Here is a 19176-nt window from a genome sequence, read left to right on the forward strand (position 1 = left end):
GACCACGAAAAAGGTGGTTCTGGACAGCAAGACAAGTGCCAAAAGGTCTGAAGCCGCCGTGCGAATCCGTCCACAGCCGGCGTTTTCTCAGCACATCAGTTCAAATCAGCAGTAATTCGAGGTCCCCCATAGTAGACGGGGCCGTTATCAACACTCCCGGACCACTTCACCTCTCCGCCACACCTCACTTTTATTCCGAACTGCACTAGAAAATGCTCCAAATTGAATTTCAACATCAGCTATTGGCCGTATGCCGACTGCAATGCTGTACGCCTATTCATATATCTTGCCGCAGTAAAGGAACACCGCGAATTTCTTCCATGGTGATGCCACTGAAAGTCCATGCCTAGCTCCGAATCCAGAATCATCAGCCCAACTTCCGGCAGCCTCTAAGAAATCTTCAATTGAAATCATTTTCCCAAGTCTTGCCATCCGCTCGCCGGTCTTTAGCGAGTGCTTGAACAAACTCCAAGAAAGTCGCTTCGTCAGTTACCGCTTCCAGTTTTTCGTGCAACTGCATGTTTCGTTTCCAAGTTAGTTCTGGCACCGTCCGCTCTTGGCCGCTAGGCGACTTTTTTTCGAGAAAAAGTCTGCCAGCAAAAAATCATCGCCAAAAGCAGAGAGATAAAGGACAATCCAGTAACCAAAGGCTCAGGTAAAAGGGCCGGAAATACCTTATCGAAAATTATGTAGCTTAACGAAAAGGCGAAAATCAACGATGGCAGCCATTGCTTTTGCCAAGTAAAGGTCGCTACCGCAACAGTCGAGGCGACAATACTTAACATCGTTGCGAAGTGCATTCCTGACCTCATAAATTTGTATGTACGGTTGTGGCCGATAGCAGGTTTAAGAACGATTCACGCTTCCTGTCAGCTTATTAAAAACTGCATGGCGACTATTGTAAAAATATTCATTTCACAACTAAAAAACCAGACATTCAGTTTGAACCCCGCCTGCACCAATATAGCGAAGAGCACACATAACGAAAATTGCACAGATCAATTCGTCCGTGCTTTTCCAGGATACCAACAATGGCAACAGAATAACAGCTTACTTTGACGAAAAATACGTGGATTGTCACCACGGCGGAGGGATGAGAGGAAAGCGGGCGCAGAAAAACAAAAAGCCGCTTCATGGCGGCTTGATCACTTACGCTGTGTTGGCGTCCCCACGGGGATTCGAACCCCGGTACTCACCGTGAAAGGGTGATGTCCTAGGCCTCTAGACGATGGGGACCTTGGAACTTCTGATGACTTATCGCATTCTACGCTAATGGTGGAGGTAAGCGGGATCGAACCGCTGACCTCTTGCATGCCATGCAAGCGCTCTCCCAGCTGAGCTATACCCCCCGGGCGTAGAAAACTGCGTTACTGCTACCGACCAGCGTTGGCGTCGCTGGCGTCCCCACGGGGATTCGAACCCCGGTACTCACCGTGAAAGGGTGATGTCCTAGGCCTCTAGACGATGGGGACCTCGGAACTACCTGTACAACCTGCTATCCCCTGTGCGGTGGTGGAGGTAAGCGGGATCGAACCGCTGACCTCTTGCATGCCATGCAAGCGCTCTCCCAGCTGAGCTATACCCCCTCTGGCACAGAAAATTTACTACTCACCAGCCTTGGCGAAGCTGGCGTCCCCACGGGGATTCGAACCCCGGTACTCACCGTGAAAGGGTGATGTCCTAGGCCTCTAGACGATGGGGACCTTGGCACTACCGTACTACAACCTCTGCAAACTTGGTGGAGGTAAGCGGGATCGAACCGCTGACCTCTTGCATGCCATGCAAGCGCTCTCCCAGCTGAGCTATACCCCCGTTTGCGCGAGAGACAAGAGTATAGCAGAGGCGCCGTATTATGCAAATACCCTTTTGCAACTTTGCCCCTGCTTCAATCAATATTTCAAAGGAACTTCGCCAGACGTGCCACAACGGTGTCGCGGCCGAAGATTTCCAGCACGGCGTCGATCGCCGGCGTCTGCAACTGACCGGTGATAAACAGACGCAGCGGCATGGCCATCTGCGGCATCTTCAAGCCATGCGCCGCCAGCACTTCCTTGATCATGGCCGACAGCGCCGCCTTGCTCCACTCCACTGTCGCGCAACGCGCGGCGAAGTCGGCCAGCGCCGGTTTGACGGCGTCGGTCACGTGCTGGGTCAGCAGCGCGGCGTCCGGTTGTGGCTCGCGGTAGAACAGCATCGCGGCGTCGGCCAGTTCGTTGACCGTGTTGGTACGCTCTTTCAGCAGACCCAGCACGACGGACAAGGCAGGCGCGCCTTCGAACACCGCGCCATTCGCCAGCATGCGCGGCTTGGCCAGCTCGGCCAGGCGTTGGTTGTCGGCCTGCTTAATATAGTGATTGTTCAGCCAGTTCAGTTTTTCGATGTTGAACTGCGCGGCCGAGTTCAACAGGTGCGAGCCGTCGAACCATTCGCACACCTGCGCCATCGAGAACACTTCGTCGTCGCCATGGCTCCAGCCCAGGCGCGCCAGGTAGTTCAGGATGGCTTCCGGCAGATAGCCTTCGGCCGGATATTGCATGACGTTGACCGCGTCCTTGCGCTTGGACATTTTGGCGCCGTCAGAGCCCAGGATCATCGGCAGGTGGCCGTACTCCGGCAGCGGTGCGCCGATGGCGCGCAGGATGTTGATCTGGCGCGGCGTGTTGTTGACGTGGTCGTCGCCGCGCAGCACATGGCTGATTTCCATGTCCAGGTCGTCAATGGCGACGCAGAAGTTGTAGGTCGGCGTGCCGTCCGGGCGGGCGATCACCAGATCGTCCAGCTCTTTGTTGCCGATGGTGATGGTGCCTTTGACGAAATCGTTCCAGGTCACTTCGCCATCGAGCGGGTTCTTGAAGCGTACCACCGGCTTGCGGCCTTCCGGAATCGCCGGCAGCACTTTGCCAGGTTCCGGCCGCCAGGTGCCGTCGTAGCGCGGCTTTTGGCCGGCGGCGGTGGCGCGGTCGCGCATTGCCTGCACTTCTTCCGGCGACGAGTAGCAGTGGTAGGCGGTGCCGGCTTCCAGCATCTGCGCCACCACTTCGCGGTAGCGATCCATGCGTTGCATCTGATAGAACGGACCTTCGTCATGGTTCAGGCCGAGCCAGGCCATGCCTTCGATAATCGCTTGCACGGCCTCCGGGGTCGAACGTTCCAGGTCGGTGTCTTCGATGCGCAGCACGAAGGTGCCGCCGAAGTGACGGGCGAAGGCCCAGGAATACAGCGCCGTGCGGGCGCCGCCGAGGTGGAGATAGCCGGTCGGGCTGGGAGCGAAACGGGTGCGGACTGGCTTGGCTGGTGCGTTGGTCATCGAAGTAAAAGCTGAGATATATAAAGCAGCTATTTTACCGCGTCGCCAGCGGCAACGGCCAACGGTCGCGCGGCCATGCTCCGCCATACCAAAAAATAAATTGACCAAAAAGAAAATCCTCGCTAATCTACTCTGCATTACAGAGTACTCTACACAAAGAAAATGATCACTCAACAGCATGCCCGCGAACTGCTCGACCAGATCGAGACCACCGAACAACGCAGCCAGTACTACCTGGGCTACTGGCGCTACGCCATTTACGTTCAGTTATGGGGCGTCATCTGGATTGTGGCCCACCTGGCCAACTACGCCCTGCCCGGCCACGCCGGCACCATCTGGGCGATTGCCGACGCCATCGGCATTGCACTTACCATCGCCGGCCGTTTGCGCCAGCAAGAACGCACCGGCGGCGAGCGCCGGCTGCTGTGGGGCGCGCTGATCCTGGCCGCCTTCGGCATGATGGTGACCATGCTGATCGGCGGGCGCCCGCAAGCCATCGAAGTGTTCTGGACCTGCCTGGTGATGACGGTCTACATGCTGTACGGCCTGTGGGCTGGTCCACGCTGGACGGTGCTCGGACTGCTGGTCAGCCTCGTCAGTCTGGCGACGTACTTCTATCTGCGCCCATGGTTTGACCTGGTGATGGCGTTCGCCGCCGGCGGCGGCTTGTTGCTGGGCGGCTTCTGGCTGCGCCGCGCGGCATGAAACCGGCCGATAGCGCCATGGACGAAGTCATACACCAAAGCACCCGGCTGCGCATCATGACCGCGCTGCAGGCACTGCGCAAAGACGAATGGATCGAATTCGTCCGCCTGAAAGCCCTGCTCGGCGCCAGCGACGGCAATCTGGGCGCGCACCTGGAAACACTGTCGCGCGCAGCCTATGTGGAAATCGACAAGCAGATCGCCGGCAAAAAGCCGCTGACGCGCATCCGCTCAACCAGCGCAGGCCGCGCCGCTTACCGCCAGCATGTGGCGCAGTTGCGGGCCCTGCTCGACATGTAGAAAGGTAAGAAAATGAACTTCACCCTGATCGGCTGGCTGCACACCCTGGCCTGCACCTATTCGCTGCTGGCCGGGGCCCGGTTGTTATGGGGCGCCAAGGGCGGCGCGGCGCATCGGCAGGCCGGCCGGCGCTACGTCTACGCCATGACGTTCGCCAGCCTGAGCGCGCTGGGCATCTACCAGATCGGCTCGTTCAATATCTTCCATGTGCTGGCGCTGTGCACGCTGCTCAGCCTGGCGCTGGCCTGGTTCAGCGGGCGGCGCCGCCTGCCGCGCCGTCATTGGCTGCGCGTCCATCTGAGCGCCATCGTCTTTAGTTACTACCAGCTTATCGGCGGCCTGATCAACGAACTGTTTTCCCGCGTGCCGGGACTGATCGGAAAAGCAACCTGCTCGGGTTGACGCAAGCCGTCACGCTGGTGGTGTTCCTGATGATGCTGTCGTATTTCTGGGGCGCGACCACCGCGCCCTCCTTGCAAACTCGTGGGAGTCCACAATGAAGATGATTTTTTCGCTGGTCGTGGCAATGTCCGCTGCGTCGGCACAAGCAGGCGACCTGACACTGGAGCTGCATGGCATCCAGGCCGGCAAAGGGCAACTGATGATCGGCGTCTTCGATAGCGCCGAGAGTTTCCTCAAGAAATCCATGCGCAAGCTGGTGGTGCCGGCCACCAGCGCCGATATGACCGTGTCGCTGCAGAACCTGCCGGAGGGCGTGTATGCGGTGTCGCTGTATCAGGATCTCAACAGCAACCGCAAGTTCGACACGCACCTGTTCGGCATCCCGGCCGAGCCCTACGGCGTCAGCAACAACGCCGAAGGGTTCATGGGTCCGCCTAAATTCGACGCGGCGAAAATCACCGTGCCGGCTCAGGGGCTGACGACCTCGATCAAGCTGCACGACTAAGCGCGCCAGCGCCTTGCGGCCCACGCGATCAGCGTTGCGCGGCGGCGATAATCACCTCCGCCACCTTGGCCGGCTGCGACATCATCGGCACGTGGCTGGTCGGCAACGTGGTGGTGACGGCGTTGAGTTTCTTGGCGAACGCGCGCTGCAGTTCAGGGTCGATCATGCGGTCTTTATCGGCCACGATGTAGTAGTTGGCCTTGTTTTTCCATGCGGCCACCGTGGTGGTGTCGCCGAAGGCCTTGGCGGCGATCGGGCCCTGCGTGGCGTAGATCATGCCCGCGGTGGCGGCCGGCACGTCCTGGGCGAAGTTCTTGGCGACCGAGTCGGCGGGCAGCCACAGGTAGCCGGTGGCGTCGGCGGTCAGGGTTGGCACGCCTGGCGGCACGGCGTAGTTCTTGCCGAGGTTGCCGCTGGCCTCCCCTTCCGACGGCGCAAACGCCGCCACGTACACCAGTGCCTTGATCTTGTCGCTGGTGCCGGCTTCGGTAATCACGGTGCCGCCCCACGAATGGCCAACCAGGACCACCTTGCCGGTTTGCGCATCGACCACGCGCTGGGTCGCGGCAACGTCGTCAGCCAGCGAGCTCAACGGGTTTTGCACGGCCACCACTTTATAGCCCTTGGCGTGCAGGATCGGAATCACTTTGTCCCAGCTGGAACCGTCGGCGAAGGCGCCGTGGACCAGCACGATGGTGGTGTCGCTGGCCGGGGTGGCGGCTACGGCGAAGGTGGTAGCGGCAAACAGGGCGGTGGCGATCAGCGTGCGTTTCATGGTGTGGCTCCTTTAAGTAGTTCATTATTAAATCGTGCTCAATGTATGAATAATAGCGCACAACTAAATTGTGCGCAACTTAAATTTAAAAATATTTTTACAGCGGCCGACGTGAGGTCGGCCCGCATTCACCAGCCGCTAAAACGCGGCCACACCTTCCACTGGCCGCCGGATGCCGGGATCATCAGATACCGGCTGTGCTGCGCGCCGGTGGCGCAGGCATGGTTGGGCAAGATGCGCAGGCTGCTGCCGACCGGGAACAACTGGCCGATATCGCCCTCGCCCGTCCATTGCAGCACGCCGTGTTCCTGGTTGGCCTTGCCGAACGCCAGGCCAGGGATGGCGTTGCCGTCGGCATCGCAGACCAGGCCGTAGCCGTGGCTTCGATGGCCGAGGTCGCGGCTCATCGCCATCCAGCCGCCGTCGGTGATGAGCCAGCCCTTGTCCGCCTGATGACCGATGACCGTGCACAGCACGCTGATGGCGACGTCCTCCGCCGTGCACACGCCCACATCGGCCATCACCATGTCGAAGAAGACATAGACGCCGGCGCGCACTTCGGTCACGCCTTGCAGGTGCTGCGCGCTCAGGGCGGTTGGCGTGGAGCCAACGCTGACCACTTCGCATTGGTGGCCGGCGGCGCGCAGATGTTCGGCGGCGGCCACGCAGCCGGCGCGCTCCTGTTCGGCGATCGCCGCCAGCGCTTCCGGCGTGTTCAAGTCATACGATGCGCCGGCGTGCGCCATCACGCCCTTGAGACGGGCGCCGCCTTGCAACGCGGCGGCGATCTGCGGCAACACCGGATCGGCCGGCTTCACGCCGGAGCGGTGGCCGTCGGTATCGATTTCAATCAGCACGTCGTAGCAGACGCCATGTTCGGCGCCGTGGCGAGCGACCTGCTCCGCCATCGCCACCGATTCCACCAGCAGCGTCAGGCGCAGGCCGGCGCGGATCAGGTTGAGCGCATGGTCCAGTTTGTTGGGCACGATGGCGACGGCGTACAGAATGTCATCCACACCGGCGCGGAAGAACTCTTCCGCCTCCTTCAGGGTGGAAACCGTGATGCCGCGCGCGCCGGCGGCCATCTGTCGGCGCACCACCTCCAGGCACTTGCTGGTCTTCACATGCGGACGGAAGATCACACCCAGCTGGTTCATGCGGTTCTGCATGCGTTCGATGTTGTGTTGCATGCGGCCCTCGTCCAGTAACAAGGCCGGCGTTTCCAGATTGTCGTACATGACTTACTCCTCAAATATCGATACAATACATTCTATCCAATTTTAGACAAAAAAGTTAATAATGCGCAATCACGCTCAACTTCTGATGCTGGGCCGGGATGTCATCGCCGGCCTGCTCACCGCCGATGTCGCGCTCGAAGCCACACGAACCGCTTTCAAACTACAGGCGGCGCGGCAAGGCCGCAGCTTTCCCGTTGTGCGCGAGGCGCTGGCGACCGGCGGCGTGTTCGGCATCAAATCGGGGGATGTCGCTTCGCGCGATCTGCTAGGATTCAAGGCGGCCGGTTTCTGGCCGAGCAACCGCGAACTGGGCGGCGAACCGCATCAGGCCACGGTCATGTTATTCGATCCGACCACGGGACGACCGCGCGCCATCCTCGACGGCAACGCGATCACCACCGCGCGCACCGCCGCCGCCGGGGAACTGGGCTTGCGCCTGCTGGCGCGGCAGGACAGCGCCGCAGTCTGCGTCTTCGGAACGGGTGTGCAAGCGGGCGCGCAACTGGCGGCGGCCGTGCGCGCCCTGCCCTTGCTGCGCGTAGCGCGCTATGTGTCGCGCAGCGGCCGGCCGGACGCAGGCTTCGAGGCCCGGTTTGCCGCCTTGGGCGCCAGCCATTGCACGCTGCAACACACGCGGGACGCCGATGCGGCCGTGGCCGCCAGCGATGTCGTGATCACGGCGACGCCGGCGCGCGCGGTGCTGTTCAGCGCTGGCGCGGTGCGGCCGGGCACACATATCAACTGCGTCGGCGCGGATACGCGCGGTAAGCGCGAGTTGCCGGAAGGCTTGCTGCAACAGGCAAAAGTGATGGTGGATGATCAGGCCCAGGCGAGCGCGCTGGGGGAACTGCAATGGGCGCCCGACACGGCATGCACGCCGCTGGGCGAGGTGCTGACCGGCCAGGCGAGGTTCACACGCGACAGCGGGGACATCACCATCTTCGATATGACCGGCCTGGCCTTGCAGGATCTGGTGCTGGGCGAGTATTTATATCAGGCCGCGCGCCACCAGGGCGCCGGCCTCGCTATTCACTGGCCTTGGTGATCAGTCGTTTTTGACGACGATAGTCGGGAACTTGCTGGTCATGTCCTTGGCTTTTTCCGCGACCTGCACCGCGACTTTGCGGGCGATCGCCTTGTAGATCGCCGCTTCCTTGCCATCCGGATCAGCCACCACGGTCGGCTTGCCGGCATCGGCCTGCTGGCGAATGGCCAGCGTCAGCGGCAGCGCGCCGAGGAAGTCGACGCCGAAGTCGTGACACATCTTCTCGCCGCCGCCATGGCCGAAGATCTCTTCCGCATGGCCGCAGTTGGTGCAGATGTGCACGCTCATATTCTCGACCACGCCCAGAATCGGGATGCCGACTTTTTCGAACATCTTCAGGCCCTTGCGCGCGTCCAGCAGCGCGATGTCCTGCGGCGTGGTGACGATGACGGCCCCGGTGACCGGTACTTTTTGCGACAGCGTCAGCTGAATATCGCCGGTGCCCGGTGGCATGTCGACGATCAGGTAATCCAGATCGCGCCAGTTGGTCTGTTCCAGCAACTGTTGCAGCGCTTGGGTGACCATCGGGCCGCGCCACACCATCGGCTCGTCCGGATCGATCAGGAAGCCGATCGACGACACCTGTACGCCATAATTCTCCAGCGGCTCCATCGACTTGCCGTCCTTGGTTTCCGGACGGCCTTTAACGCCCAGCATCATCGGCTGCGACGGGCCGTAGATGTCGGCGTCCAGCAGGCCGACCGAGGCGCCTTCGGCGGCCAGCGCCAGCGCCAGGTTGACGGCGGTGGTCGATTTGCCCACGCCGCCCTTGCCGGAGGCGACGGCGATGATGTTTTTCACCTTGACCATCGGCTTCAGGCCGCGCTGCACGGTGTGCGCCAGAATCTTGCTGAACACGCTGACGCTGATGTTGCCGACACCCGGCAAGGTCTTCAGACCGGCAATCACGCTGGCGCGAATTGCATCGATCTGGCTTTTGGCTGGGTAGCCCAGTTCGATGTCCAGCGAAATATCGCCGCCATCGACCTTTAAATTCTTGACGGCTTTACCACTGACAAAATCCTTCGTTGTGTTTGGGTCAACAATTTTCGACAGGGCGGCCTTGACGTCTTCTACTGTGATGCTCATGTAACTCTCCGATAAATATGTCGTCATTCTAGCGCAAGCTGCGCAAGTACCGCATCCGCTGTTAAAATGCTCCTTTTCCACCCACAAAGTGCAACAAGACCATGACCCGCAAGCTGTTCGTCACCACTGCCCTGCCCTACGCTAACGCCGCTTTCCATATTGGCCACATGATGGAGTACATCCAGGCCGACATCTGGGTCCGGTTCCAGCGCATGCAGCGCGACAACGGTGTGGCGCGCGAAGTCCACTTTGTGGGCGCCGACGACACGCACGGCACGCCGATCATGATCGCCGCCGAGAAGGAAGGCATCACGCCGCAGGCGTTCGTGGCCAAGATCGCCGCCGGCCGCGCCCAGTACCTGGACGGTTTCCATATCGCCTTTGACAACTGGTATTCGACCGACTCGCCGGAAAACGTCGAGCTGTCGCAAGGCATCTACCGCAAGCTGCGCGATGCCGGCCTGATCCAGACCAAGACCGTGGACCGCTTCTTCGATCCGGTCAAAGGCATGTTCCTGGCCGACCGCAACATCAAGGGCGAATGCCCGAAATGCGGCGCCAAGGACCAGTACGGCGACAACTGCGAAGTGTGCGGCGCGGCCTACCAGCCGACCGACCTGGTCAATCCGTTCTCGGTGTTCACCAACGCCACGCCGGTGCTGAAACCGTCGGAACAGTATTTCTTCAAGCTGTCGGACCAGCGCTGCTATGAGTTCCTGAAGGAATGGCTGAACACGCCAGGCCGCTTGCAGCCGGAGATGGTCAACAAGGTCTCAGAATGGCTGGGCGAAGCCGGCGAAAAGCTGGCCGACTGGGATATCTCGCGCGATGCGCCGTACTTCGGCATCCCGATTCCCGACGCGCCGGGCAAGTACTTCTACGTGTGGCTGGACGCGCCGGTCGGCTATCTGGCCTCGCTGAAGAATTACTTCGCCAAGCAAGGCCTGGACTACGACGCCTTCCTGCGCGACGCGAACACCGAGCAGATCCACTTCATCGGCAAGGACATCGTCTCCTTCCACCTGCTGTTCTGGCCGGCGATGCTGAAGTTCGCCGATCACCCGACCATCGAGCGCATGCGCGTGGCGGTGCACGGCCACCTGACCGTCAACAACGAGAAAATGTCCAAGTCGCGCGGCACCGGCATCTCGCCGCTGCGCTACCTGAACCTGGGCATGAATCCGGAATGGCTGCGTTACTACATCGCCTTCAAGCTGAACTCCAAGGTGGAAGACCTGGACTTCACCGGCGAAGACTTCGTGGCGCGCGTCAACTCGGACCTGATCGGCAAGTACGTCAACATCGCTTCGCGCTGCGCCGGCTTCATCGCCAAGAAGTTCGACGGCAAGCTGGCCGCCAGCCTGTCCGACAACGCCCAGGCGTGGATCAAGCGCGCGCTGGTCACCGCTGACGGCGTCGAGCGCCAGGCCAACATCGCCGCCAACTTCGAGGCACGCGAGTTCGGCAAGGCGCTGCGCGAAATCATGGAAATCGCCGACATCACCAACCAGTACGTCGACGAGAACAAGCCGTGGATCCTGGCCAAGGATGAGGCGAAAACGGCCGAGCTGCACGATGTCTGCACCACCGCGCTGATCCTGTTCCGCCAGCTGACACTGCTGCTGTCGCCGGTGCTGCCGGGCGTGGCCGCCAACGTCGCCAAGTTCCTCAACGACGAGCAACTGCTGTGGACCGATACCGATGTCGCCAGCGGCGTGGTGTCGAGCGCCATGCTGGGCCGCACCATCGGCGCCTACACGCACCTGATGACCCGCGTGGACGCCAAGATGATCGAAGACTTGTTCGACGCGCCATCGGCCGCTGCCGCGCAAGCCGCCGCGCCCGCCGTCAAAGCCGATAAGCCGGCCAAGGCCAAGGCCACCGCGGCCGTCGCCGTGACCGACACCGGCATCGAAGTGATGGCGCCGGAAATCACCGTGGACGACTTCTTCAAGGTCGACCTGCGCATCGCCAAGATCGTCAACTGCGAACACGTCGAGGGCTCGGACAAGCTGCTGCGCCTGACGCTGGACGCCGGCGAAGGCCGTCATCGCAACGTCTTCTCGGGCATCAAGTCGATGTACCAGCCGGAAGACCTGATCGGCAAGCTGACCGTGCTGGTGGCCAACCTGGCGCCGCGCAAGATGAAGTTTGGCGTGTCGGAAGGCATGGTCATGGCCGCCTCGGCAGCCGATGAGAAAGCCAATCCAGGCATCTACATCCTGAATCCGTGGCCGGGCGCCGAGCCGGGCATGCGCATTCGCTAAGGATCACGGCATGAACCTGAGGGTGCGCGAAGCAACAAGGGACGATGCCAAACTGATCGCCGAGCTCACGCGCGCCGCCTGGGCCGGCAAGGTAAGCGTCACCTCCAGCGGCCACCGCGAAACCGCCGTCATCGTCGCAGAACATCTGCGCGATGGCGGCGGTTTTGTTTTGGAGGTCGACCATCAGGCGGTCGGTTCGGTACGCTGGCTGCCACTGGATTCGGCGCAGGATGTGTGGGAGGTGTGCCGCATGGGCGTGCTGCCCGGGCATCGCGGCAACAACCTGTCGCAACACCTGCTGGAAGCGGTGATCCATCACGGCCTGGCCTCCGGCGTGGAGGAAGTGCGCCTCGCGGTGCGCGCCGACCAGCCCAAGCTGATCGACTTTTATGCCGCCTACGGCTTTGAGCTGGCCGAGGAACTGGAGTATTCGCACGCCAATCCGCTGGAACCGGCGCCACGGGTGATGCGCCGCCTGCTGCGGCACTGATCCGGCCAAGTGCGCTAAACGCCTCAGTCCGACTTAATGACGGGCAATGCTCCTACGCGAGCAGCGCGCCCGGCATGGAACAATGATGACGTCCAAAGGAGGTAATCATGAACAAGAAACTTGCCATGTACGTTCTCGCCGCTTGCCTCGGCACCGGCGCCGGTGCTTATGCGCATCAGACCACTCCCGATCCTGCCGTGAAAACCGGCGACGGCAAGGCCGAGCAGGTCAAGAAGACCGACAAGCATCCGTGCACCGCCATGCAAGGCGGCGTGGACGCCAGCGGCGCAGAAACGGTCGAGGCACACGCCAAGACCGACAAGGCCAAGCAGAACAACGCCTGCGGCAGGGACAACGGCAAGGCCTCCGCGCCGCACGCCGCTCCCACCACACCGCATCCCGACGTCAAACGTTAAACAACCGCCCCCCGCAGCCGCGCCCGGCGCCAGCGCGGCCTTACAGCGCCAGCGCCAATGGGCCGCTACCCGCGCGCGGTGCGGTCGAGCACAACAGTACCTGACCGGCTTCCGGCTCGACGCCGCAGGCGCGTGTGTATTCGACCTCGCCACTGCTCAGGCCCACCGTGCAGGAACCGCACAGGCCGGAGCGGCAGCCGGACGGCGCTTCGATGCCATTGGCCTCGGCCAGGTCGAGCAGGCTGCCATGTGAACCGTCCCACGTCGCTTCAATGCCTGAACGAACGAAACGTACCGGCACCGGCGCGACCGGCGTCACCTCGGACGCTGCGTTGACCGCGCTGCGCCGCACGCTGGCCGGACCAAAGGCTTCGAAGCGGATGCGCTCATCGGCCACGTTCAGCTTGCGCAAGCCATCGTACATATCCTGCATGAACCCCGCCGGGCCGCACAGGTAGAAATCGTAATCATCGAACGGCAGCAGCTCTTTCAACGCTTGCACATCGATGCGCTTCAGCCGCACGTGCAAGTGCAAATTGCTGTGCCCCATCGCCAGCGTTTGCAGATGCACGGCAAACGGATGCGCCACCTCGCGCGCGCCATGGATGAAGTGGATCGGATGCTTGTGCCGCGTGCGGCTGCCATTGACCAGCAAACCATTCAGCATCGCAATCATCGGCGTGATGCCGATGCCGGCCGACAGCATCACCACCGGACGCTGCGAGCCTTCTTCAAATGTAAAGTCGCCGCCGGGGCCCATCAGCTCGATCTGCGCGCCGGGCAACAGATGCGCATGCAGCCAGGACGACACCACGCCCTGCCGCTTGACGCTGATGCGATAGCGGCGGCCATCCGGCGCGTCGGAAATGGTATAGCTGCGAATTTGCGACGCCGCGCCCTCGCCCGCCCAAGCCGGCACGCGCACGGAGACGAACTGGCCCGGCACATGCGACGCGACACCACTGCCGTCCGCCGGCTCCAGATAGAACGAGCGCACGTCGCCGCTCTCCCGTACCACATCGACCACGTTGAACGAACGCCAGCTGGTGGACAGCGCGGCGGCGTCCTGCACGCTATCCGCCTCGGCCCAGCTACCGGTGCGCGCGTTCTGCATCGCCGGCTGTGACGCGGTCCAGCGGAACGGCAGCGCGCCAACGTTGCGCACCACGTCGCGCACATGGAAACGCAACAGCTTTTCAGCGCCAGCGAAGGCTTGCAGCTGCGGGCCATCCCAGATGATCTCGCCTTCGACCGCGATGTGCAGCAGGTCGCCGTTCTCGAAGTCGATGAACAGCAGGCCGGCACGCGGATTGTTCAGCAGGTTGCCCATGGTGTTGAAGAAGTAATTGCCGACAAATTCAGGCGCGGTCAGCGTGTGATCGTCGTCCACCCGCACGAAGCCGGGACGGCCGCCGCGATGCGATACATCGACACCCCGGCCACGGCCGGCATCCGCCGCCATGTTGGCGCTGGCGATGAAGAAGGTATCGGCGCGGGCGATCAACTCGCGGTCGGCCGCGCTCAGGGTAACGCCGCGCAGCACCCGCACCTCGTGGTCACTCGTCGGCGCCGGCGTATGCCGCCGATGCTGGATGTACTGCGGGCAGTTGCCGAAGCTTTGCGTGACGGCCACGCGCAAGACGCCATCGCCCGCCGCGACGATCTCGCCATTGACGCGGTTGCGGCGGCGCGTGGTCGGCTCCAGGCCGAGACCGCCGATATGGGCGCCGGCGCGCAATTGGCCTTGCAGCGGATCGCCGGCCAGCAGGCCGCCGCGAATGTCGAGCGTGCGCGCATCCGGCGTCACGATGAAGCCGGCGTCGGCCGCCAGCATCGTCGCCCACGGCTGGCCCGAGGCATCCAGCGCGCCCAGGAAGAAGAACGGCAGGCTGTGGTAAAACTCGCGATGCTGGTCCGGCATGTGGTCGCGTATGTATGCCGCCGCGCCAGCCATCTGCTCGCGCACCCCCACGCGCTGCTGGATGGCCAGTTCGCCGGCATGGAAAATCGAGGCGGCGGCATGCATGATCACACCGCCTCTGGGGCGAGGCCGGCCTGCGTGGCCGGCATGCCGACGAAGCCCGGCAGCGCGCGTACATTGTCCAGCCAGGCGCGAATGTTCGGGTAAGGTTTCAGCGACACGCCGCCCTCCGGTGCGTGGGCGATGTAACTGTAGCCAGCGATGTCGGCGATGGTGGCGTGCTCGCCGGCCAGCCAGTGGCGGCCTTGCAGTTCCTGTTCCATCACGTCGAACAGGTGGGCGGCGATGGTTTTGGCGGTCTCGTGATCGCGCGGGGCGTTGAATACCGTCACCAGGCGGGCGGCGGCCGGGCCATATGCGATCTTGCCGGCGGCGACCGACAGCCAGCGCTGCACCTTGGCGGCGGCGACCGGCTCGCGTGGCAGCCAGCGACCGCTGTCATCGTATTTCGCCGCCAGATAAACCAGGATGGCGTTCGAGTCGGCCAGCGTAACGTCGCCGTCCTGCAGCACCGGGATTTCACCGAAGGGATTCATCGACAGGAAAGGCTGTTGCTGGTGCTCGCCGGCGGCCAGATTGACCTGCACATATTCATGCGGCAGGTTCAGCAGCTTGAGGAACAGGTGCGCCCGGTGGGCATGGCCGGACAGAGGAATGCCGTACAGTTTCATGATGAACTCCTTGGTGGGTGAATGATGGACCCAGTATAGGGAGACAGCATCGTGCTGATAAGTCGGACAAAATCAGAATCACTGTCCACTCAGAGTGTACAATCGACACCATGACCGATCTTTCATCCATCAATCTGAACCGGCTGGCGACGTTCGTTGCGGTCGTTGAAGCCGGCTCGCTGACGGCCGCCGCCGACCGGCTGGGGCTGGCCAAGTCCATGGTCAGCAAGCATATGCAGATGCTGGAGCAGGAAATCGGCGTGGGGCTGCTGTTGCGCTCGACGCGCAAGCTGAGTCTGACCGAGGCCGGGCGGGCATTTTATGCCGCCAGCAAGCAGTTGCTGAAGGCGGCCGAGCTGGCCGTCGAGCAGGCGCGCAGCGGCAGCGAAAGCCCGCAGGGCACGCTGCGTGTCGCCTGCCCGATCGATTACGGGCTGATCGTGGTGTCGCCTTTGCTGGCACAATTGCGGGCGCGCTATCCGGCGCTGAAGATCGATCTGACTTGCGGCGACCACATCATCGACCTGATCGCCGAGGGCATCGACGTCACCGTGCGGCTGGGCAAGCTGGCCGACTCCGGCCTGATGGCGACGCGGGTGGACCAACTGGTGCGCTGGCTGGTGGCCAGCCCGGCATTCATCGCCCGCCACGGCATGCCGCGCACGCCGCAGGATTTGCCGCCGCTGCCGCATGTGGCGCTGTCGGTGCTGGCGCAGCCGGCGCAGTTCTCGCTGACCGACCGCGCCGGCAAGCAGGTCGATGTGCGCATGCTGAACACGGTGTTCTCATCCAATACCGCCTACGCCACGCGGGCGGCGGCGCTCAGCGGCGACGGCGTGCTGTGTGGCACCACGTTCTCGGTCAAGGACGATGTCGCCGCCGGCCGGCTGGTGCGCGTGTTGCCGGACTGGACGCTGCCGGAGAGCGACATCCACGCCGTCTACCCCGCCACCTCGCACGTCCCGCAAAAAGTGCGCGTGTTCATCGACGCACTGAAGGCCGCGACGGCGGGCTAGCCGCGCCGCGCCGAGACCACGATGCCGCCGACGATCAACGCGAACGCGGCGGCGTGGTAGCCATGCGGCGCTTCGCCGAGAAAGGCCGACGACAGCACCGCCGTAAACAGCGGCGTCAGGTTGACGAAAAACGCCCCCACCGACGGCCCCGCCGCACGCACGCCGGCGCCCCAACAGCCGAAGGCGATGATCGCCGGGCAGGTGGCGACGTACAGCAGCGCCAACGTCAGCATCCAGCTCCACTGCACCGGCATCGCGCCCAGCGCCTGCTCGCCCGCCGCAAAGCCGCCCGACCAGATGACGCCGAACGCCACCTGCGCCGCCAGGAAGCTGGCCCAGTTGGCGCGGATGCCGGCCGGTTCGGTGGCGCGCGTCAGCAGCCAGCTGTAGAACGACCAGGCGATGGTCGCCAGAATCATGAACAGGTCGCCCGGCACCAACCGCAACTCCAGCACGTGGCGCCATTCGCCGCGCGCCAGCACCAGCAGCACACCGGCGATCGACAGCACGGCGCCGGCCACCTGCCTGCGAGTAACCGCCACGCCGAAGAACAGCCAGCCGGTCAGCATCATCCACACCGGCAGGCCAGAGGCCACCAGCGTGACGTTGATCGGCGTCGAGCTTTGCAGCGCCAGGTATTGCAGCGCGTTGTACATGCCGATGCCCAGCAGACCCAGCATGGCGTAGGTTTTCCAGTGCGGCCACAGTCCGGCCTCGCGGCGAAACACCGGCCCGGCCAGCGGCAGCAGGATCAGCAAGGCGATGCTCCAGCGCAGGAAATTGAGCAGCACCGGTGGCAACAAGTCGTGCACCAGGCGGCCGACGATGGCGTTGCCGGCCCATAAAAGTGGCGGCAAGGTCAGCAGGAAGATGGTTCTGGCGGTTAAGCGTTGATTCATTTTTGATATTCGTGCAACATTATCGCCCAGAGCATACCCGATCCGGCCGGTCACTAGCGATAGAAATAGCGCTGCGGCACTGCGGCGCGGTAGAATACCCGTTGCTGATCCACCCACTTAGATAATATGAAACTTTCTAAACAACATTCGATGTACGAATCCGATCACACCCTGTTCATCAAGGCGTTGAAGGAAAAAAATCCTGGCATTGAAGCCGGCCAGCAACAAGGCCGTGCGCTGCTGTGGGACCGTCCACCGATCGCGCTGGATGAGCAACAGCGTCAGCTGGAATCGGCTGTCAAGCAACAGGCCTACGTGTACCAGAACAAGGTCTGAGCGCAGGCGGGGCGGCAAGGATGTTGCCAGAGGATACGGCTGACGTGCAGCCGCCAGCACCGGACGCCGCCGCCGTCACGACGGAAGTCGCCGGCCACGCCCGCCTCTACGGCGAGCCGCTGCTGAAGCTGCCCACCGACCTGTACATCCCGCCCGACGCGCTGGAAGTCTTCCTCGACGCCTTCGAAGGCCCGCTGGACTTGCTGCTGTACCTGATCCGCAAGCAGAACTTCAACATCCTCGACATTCCGATGGCGCAGCTGACGCTGCAATACCTGAAGTACGTCGACCAGATCCGCTTGTCCAACCTGGAACTGGCGGCCGAGTATCTGCTGATGGCGGCCATGCTGATCGAGATCAAGTCGCGCATGCTGCTGCCGCAGCGCCAGGCCGATCTGGATGTGGAGGCGGACGACCCGCGCGCCGAACTGGTGCGCCGTCTGCTGGAATACGAGCAGATCAAGCTGGCCGCCTACGACCTGAACGCCGTGCCGCAGGTGGGCCGCGACTTCGTCCGCACCCAGATCTTCATCGAGCAAAGCCTGGTGACGGTCTGGCCGGAGGTCGGCGCGGTTGATCTGCAACAGGCGTGGATGGACGTGATGAAGCGTGCCAAGCTGACCCAGCACCACAAGATCAGCCGCGAGGAACTGTCGGTGCGCGAGCACATGACCGGCATCCTGCGCCGGCTGCAATCGACCCGCTTTGTCGAGTTTGCCGACCTGTTCGACGTGGCCGGCGGCGTGCCGGTGGTGGTGGTCAACTTTGTGGCGCTGCTGGAGCTGGCCAAGGAAACCCTGATTGAAATTACCCAGGCCGAGCCGTTCGCACCGATCTATGTGCGGCTGGCCTACTCGCCGGCGTGAGCCGGCAACAAGAATGAGCGAACACCATGAAAATCATCACCTCGATTGAAGAACTGCGCGACCAACTGAGCGGCCAGCTGCGCACGGCCTTTGTGCCGACCATGGGCAATCTGCACGAAGGCCACCTGTCGCTGATGCGCCTGGCGCGCAAGCACGGCGACCCGGTGGTGGCGTCGATCTTCGTCAACCGCCTGCAGTTCGGCCCGAACGAGGACTTCGACAAGTATCCGCGCACCTTCCAGGCGGACGTCGAAAAGCTGGAGAAGGAAGGCGTGTACGTGCTGTTCGCACCGACCGAGAAAGATCTGTATCCGGAGCCGCAGGAATACCGCGTGCAGCCGCCGGACGGTCTGGGCAATACGCTGGAGGGCGAGTTCCGTCCGGGCTTCTTCAACGGCGTGTGCACCGTGGTGACCAAGCTGTTCTCGTGCGTGCAGCCGCGCGTGGCGGTGTTCGGCAAGAAGGATTACCAGCAGTTGATGATCGTGCGCAATATGGCGCGCCAGTTTGCGATGCCGGCCGAGATTATCGCGGCGGAAACCTGGCGCGCGGACGATGGCCTGGCGCTGTCGTCGCGCAATATGTATCTGTCGGCGGCGGAGCGCGCCGAGGCGCCGGCGCTGTACCAAACCTTGAACGCGGTGGCCGACGAGGTGCGTTCAGGCCATCTGGACGTGTTCCAGCTGGAGCACAAGGCCATGGACGAGCTGGCCAAGCGCGGCTGGCAGCCGGATTACATCTCGATCCGCAAACGCAACGACCTGCAACCGCCCAACGCCGGCGACCTGGCGCAAGGCACGCCGCTGGTGGTGCTGGCCGCCGCCAAGCTCGGCACGACGCGCCTGATCGACAACCTCGAAATCTAAGGC

Annotated in this window: 20 protein-coding genes and 6 tRNA genes; 12 read left to right on the forward strand and 14 right to left on the reverse strand. The window is 62.7% G+C overall.

The window, feature by feature from the left end; all coding sequences use genetic code 11:
- Window positions 1-563: 563 nt before the first annotated feature.
- The 8 genes from GTP44_RS05600 to gltX form a co-directional block, all read right to left on the reverse strand.
- The gene (locus GTP44_RS05600; protein ID WP_161018667.1) at window positions 564-800 is read right to left on the reverse strand and encodes a hypothetical protein; all 237 of its coding nucleotides are present in this window, start codon (window positions 798-800) and stop codon (window positions 564-566) included.
- A 360-nt stretch (window positions 801-1160) separates the two neighbouring features.
- Window positions 1161-1236, reverse strand: a tRNA-Glu gene (locus GTP44_RS05605).
- Window positions 1237-1273: 37 nt separating this feature from the next.
- A tRNA-Ala gene (locus GTP44_RS05610) sits at window positions 1274-1349 on the reverse strand.
- A gap of 47 nt (window positions 1350-1396) precedes the next feature.
- Window positions 1397-1472 (reverse strand) — tRNA-Glu (locus GTP44_RS05615).
- Window positions 1473-1510: 38 nt separating this feature from the next.
- Window positions 1511-1586, reverse strand: a tRNA-Ala gene (locus GTP44_RS05620).
- A gap of 41 nt (window positions 1587-1627) precedes the next feature.
- A tRNA-Glu gene (locus tag GTP44_RS05625) sits at window positions 1628-1703 on the reverse strand.
- 33 nt (window positions 1704-1736) lie between these two features.
- Window positions 1737-1812: transfer RNA gene (locus tag GTP44_RS05630), tRNA-Ala, on the reverse strand.
- Between the two features lie 85 nt (window positions 1813-1897).
- Window positions 1898-3307: a glutamate--tRNA ligase gene (gene gltX / locus GTP44_RS05635; protein ID WP_161018668.1), complete on the reverse strand. Its 1410-nt coding sequence runs from the start codon at window positions 3305-3307 to the stop codon at window positions 1898-1900.
- Window positions 3308-3469: 162 nt separating this feature from the next.
- Here gltX and GTP44_RS05640 point away from each other — a divergent pair, with 162 nt between their 5' ends.
- The 4 genes from GTP44_RS05640 to GTP44_RS05655 all read left to right on the forward strand — a co-directional run bounded on the left by GTP44_RS05640 (window position 3470) and on the right by GTP44_RS05655 (window position 5218).
- Window positions 3470-4012, forward strand: coding sequence for a hypothetical protein (locus GTP44_RS05640; protein ID WP_160991781.1), 543 nt, complete (start codon window positions 3470-3472; stop codon window positions 4010-4012).
- Between the two features lie 17 nt (window positions 4013-4029).
- Window positions 4030-4311 (forward strand): transcriptional regulator, encoded by a 282-nt coding sequence (locus GTP44_RS05645; RefSeq protein ID WP_202423998.1) that lies wholly within the window; start codon window positions 4030-4032, stop codon window positions 4309-4311.
- Window positions 4312-4323: 12 nt separating this feature from the next.
- A complete protein-coding gene (locus GTP44_RS05650; protein ID WP_161018669.1) occupies window positions 4324-4713 on the forward strand; it encodes a DUF2306 domain-containing protein in 390 nt (129 codons plus the stop codon).
- Window positions 4714-4807: 94 nt separating this feature from the next.
- Window positions 4808-5218 carry a DUF2141 domain-containing protein gene (locus GTP44_RS05655; protein WP_161018670.1) on the forward strand — a complete coding sequence of 137 codons (411 nt, stop codon included), beginning with the start codon at window positions 4808-4810 and terminating at the stop codon, window positions 5216-5218.
- A gap of 28 nt (window positions 5219-5246) precedes the next feature.
- Here GTP44_RS05655 and GTP44_RS05660 read toward each other — a convergent pair whose 3' ends face one another.
- Complete coding sequence (locus GTP44_RS05660) at window positions 5247-5993, reverse strand: alpha/beta fold hydrolase (RefSeq protein ID WP_161018671.1); 747 nt, start codon at window positions 5991-5993, stop codon at window positions 5247-5249.
- A gap of 128 nt (window positions 5994-6121) precedes the next feature.
- Window positions 6122-7231: an alanine racemase gene (locus tag GTP44_RS05665; protein ID WP_161018672.1), complete on the reverse strand. Its 1110-nt coding sequence runs from the start codon at window positions 7229-7231 to the stop codon at window positions 6122-6124.
- 61 nt (window positions 7232-7292) lie between these two features.
- Between GTP44_RS05665 and GTP44_RS05670 the strand changes: the two genes are divergently transcribed.
- A complete protein-coding gene (locus tag GTP44_RS05670) occupies window positions 7293-8276 on the forward strand; it encodes an ornithine cyclodeaminase family protein (RefSeq protein WP_161018673.1) in 984 nt (327 codons plus the stop codon).
- Here GTP44_RS05670 and apbC read toward each other — a convergent pair whose 3' ends face one another.
- Window positions 8277-9365, reverse strand: a complete 1089-nt coding sequence (gene apbC, locus GTP44_RS05675) for an iron-sulfur cluster carrier protein ApbC (RefSeq protein WP_161018674.1) — start codon at window positions 9363-9365, stop codon at window positions 8277-8279.
- A gap of 101 nt (window positions 9366-9466) precedes the next feature.
- On the opposite strand from apbC, the gene metG reads away from it, so the two are divergent.
- The 3 genes from metG to GTP44_RS05690 all read left to right on the forward strand — a co-directional run bounded on the left by metG (window position 9467) and on the right by GTP44_RS05690 (window position 12538).
- Complete coding sequence (gene metG / locus GTP44_RS05680) at window positions 9467-11632, forward strand: methionine--tRNA ligase (protein ID WP_161018675.1); 2166 nt, start codon at window positions 9467-9469, stop codon at window positions 11630-11632.
- Between the two features lie 10 nt (window positions 11633-11642).
- Window positions 11643-12122, forward strand: coding sequence for a GNAT family N-acetyltransferase (locus tag GTP44_RS05685; RefSeq protein ID WP_161018676.1), 480 nt, complete (start codon window positions 11643-11645; stop codon window positions 12120-12122).
- Between the two features lie 107 nt (window positions 12123-12229).
- Entirely contained in the window at window positions 12230-12538 is a 309-nt protein-coding gene (locus GTP44_RS05690; RefSeq protein WP_161018677.1) for a hypothetical protein, read from the forward strand.
- Window positions 12539-12578: 40 nt separating this feature from the next.
- Here GTP44_RS05690 and GTP44_RS05695 read toward each other — a convergent pair whose 3' ends face one another.
- Window positions 12579-14564 carry a 2Fe-2S iron-sulfur cluster-binding protein gene (locus tag GTP44_RS05695; RefSeq protein ID WP_161018678.1) on the reverse strand — a complete coding sequence of 662 codons (1986 nt, stop codon included), beginning with the start codon at window positions 14562-14564 and terminating at the stop codon, window positions 12579-12581.
- A gap of 2 nt (window positions 14565-14566) precedes the next feature.
- Window positions 14567-15190: a glutathione S-transferase family protein gene (locus GTP44_RS05700; RefSeq protein ID WP_161018679.1), complete on the reverse strand. Its 624-nt coding sequence runs from the start codon at window positions 15188-15190 to the stop codon at window positions 14567-14569.
- A 110-nt stretch (window positions 15191-15300) separates the two neighbouring features.
- On the opposite strand from GTP44_RS05700, the gene GTP44_RS05705 reads away from it, so the two are divergent.
- On the forward strand, window positions 15301-16206 hold the full coding sequence (locus GTP44_RS05705) for a LysR family transcriptional regulator (RefSeq protein ID WP_161018680.1): 906 nt from the start codon (window positions 15301-15303) through the stop codon (window positions 16204-16206).
- On the opposite strand, the gene GTP44_RS05710 is transcribed toward GTP44_RS05705, so the two are convergent.
- Window positions 16203-17105 (reverse strand): DMT family transporter, encoded by a 903-nt coding sequence (locus tag GTP44_RS05710; protein WP_161018681.1) that lies wholly within the window; start codon window positions 17103-17105, stop codon window positions 16203-16205. The two genes, GTP44_RS05705 and GTP44_RS05710, sit on opposite strands and share 4 nt — an antisense overlap.
- A 126-nt stretch (window positions 17106-17231) precedes the next feature.
- On the opposite strand from GTP44_RS05710, the gene GTP44_RS05715 reads away from it, so the two are divergent.
- From GTP44_RS05715 to panC, 3 genes are read left to right on the forward strand one after another with little or no spacing between them, the layout of a single operon-like run.
- The gene (locus tag GTP44_RS05715) at window positions 17232-17441 is read left to right on the forward strand and encodes a DUF3460 family protein (protein ID WP_160991766.1); all 210 of its coding nucleotides are present in this window, start codon (window positions 17232-17234) and stop codon (window positions 17439-17441) included.
- A 20-nt stretch (window positions 17442-17461) separates the two neighbouring features.
- A complete protein-coding gene (locus GTP44_RS05720) occupies window positions 17462-18307 on the forward strand; it encodes a segregation and condensation protein A (protein WP_161018682.1) in 846 nt (281 codons plus the stop codon).
- Window positions 18308-18333: 26 nt separating this feature from the next.
- Window positions 18334-19173, forward strand: coding sequence for a pantoate--beta-alanine ligase (gene panC, locus GTP44_RS05725; protein WP_161018683.1), 840 nt, complete (start codon window positions 18334-18336; stop codon window positions 19171-19173).
- Window positions 19174-19176: the final 3 nt, after the last annotated feature.

Origin of the sequence: Duganella lactea (assembly GCF_009857505.1) — a bacterium.
In the GTDB taxonomy this organism is placed as follows: Bacteria; Pseudomonadota; Gammaproteobacteria; order Burkholderiales; family Burkholderiaceae_D; genus Rugamonas; species Rugamonas lactea.

Coding starts and splice junctions, on each gene's coding strand:
- GTP44_RS05715 (WP_160991766.1), top strand. CDS start 17,232: ATGAAACTTTCTAAACAACATTCGATGTACGAATCCGATCACACCCTG.
- GTP44_RS05690 (WP_161018677.1), top strand. CDS start 12,230: ATGAACAAGAAACTTGCCATGTACGTTCTCGCCGCTTGCCTCGGCACC.
- gltX (WP_161018668.1), bottom strand. CDS start 3,307: ATGACCAACGCACCAGCCAAGCCAGTCCGCACCCGTTTCGCTCCCAGC.
- GTP44_RS05665 (WP_161018672.1), bottom strand. CDS start 7,231: ATGTACGACAATCTGGAAACGCCGGCCTTGTTACTGGACGAGGGCCGC.
- GTP44_RS05640 (WP_160991781.1), top strand. CDS start 3,470: ATGATCACTCAACAGCATGCCCGCGAACTGCTCGACCAGATCGAGACC.
- GTP44_RS05655 (WP_161018670.1), top strand. CDS start 4,808: ATGAAGATGATTTTTTCGCTGGTCGTGGCAATGTCCGCTGCGTCGGCA.
- GTP44_RS05650 (WP_161018669.1), top strand. CDS start 4,324: ATGAACTTCACCCTGATCGGCTGGCTGCACACCCTGGCCTGCACCTAT.
- apbC (WP_161018674.1), bottom strand. CDS start 9,365: ATGAGCATCACAGTAGAAGACGTCAAGGCCGCCCTGTCGAAAATTGTT.
- GTP44_RS05600 (WP_161018667.1), bottom strand. CDS start 800: ATGCACTTCGCAACGATGTTAAGTATTGTCGCCTCGACTGTTGCGGTA.
- metG (WP_161018675.1), top strand. CDS start 9,467: ATGACCCGCAAGCTGTTCGTCACCACTGCCCTGCCCTACGCTAACGCC.
- GTP44_RS05645 (WP_202423998.1), top strand. CDS start 4,030: ATGGACGAAGTCATACACCAAAGCACCCGGCTGCGCATCATGACCGCG.
- GTP44_RS05660 (WP_161018671.1), bottom strand. CDS start 5,993: ATGAAACGCACGCTGATCGCCACCGCCCTGTTTGCCGCTACCACCTTC.
- GTP44_RS05670 (WP_161018673.1), top strand. CDS start 7,293: ATGCGCAATCACGCTCAACTTCTGATGCTGGGCCGGGATGTCATCGCC.
- GTP44_RS05700 (WP_161018679.1), bottom strand. CDS start 15,190: ATGAAACTGTACGGCATTCCTCTGTCCGGCCATGCCCACCGGGCGCAC.
- GTP44_RS05720 (WP_161018682.1), top strand. CDS start 17,462: ATGTTGCCAGAGGATACGGCTGACGTGCAGCCGCCAGCACCGGACGCC.
- GTP44_RS05710 (WP_161018681.1), bottom strand. CDS start 17,105: ATGAATCAACGCTTAACCGCCAGAACCATCTTCCTGCTGACCTTGCCG.
- GTP44_RS05685 (WP_161018676.1), top strand. CDS start 11,643: ATGAACCTGAGGGTGCGCGAAGCAACAAGGGACGATGCCAAACTGATC.
- panC (WP_161018683.1), top strand. CDS start 18,334: ATGAAAATCATCACCTCGATTGAAGAACTGCGCGACCAACTGAGCGGC.
- GTP44_RS05695 (WP_161018678.1), bottom strand. CDS start 14,564: ATGCATGCCGCCGCCTCGATTTTCCATGCCGGCGAACTGGCCATCCAG.
- GTP44_RS05705 (WP_161018680.1), top strand. CDS start 15,301: ATGACCGATCTTTCATCCATCAATCTGAACCGGCTGGCGACGTTCGTT.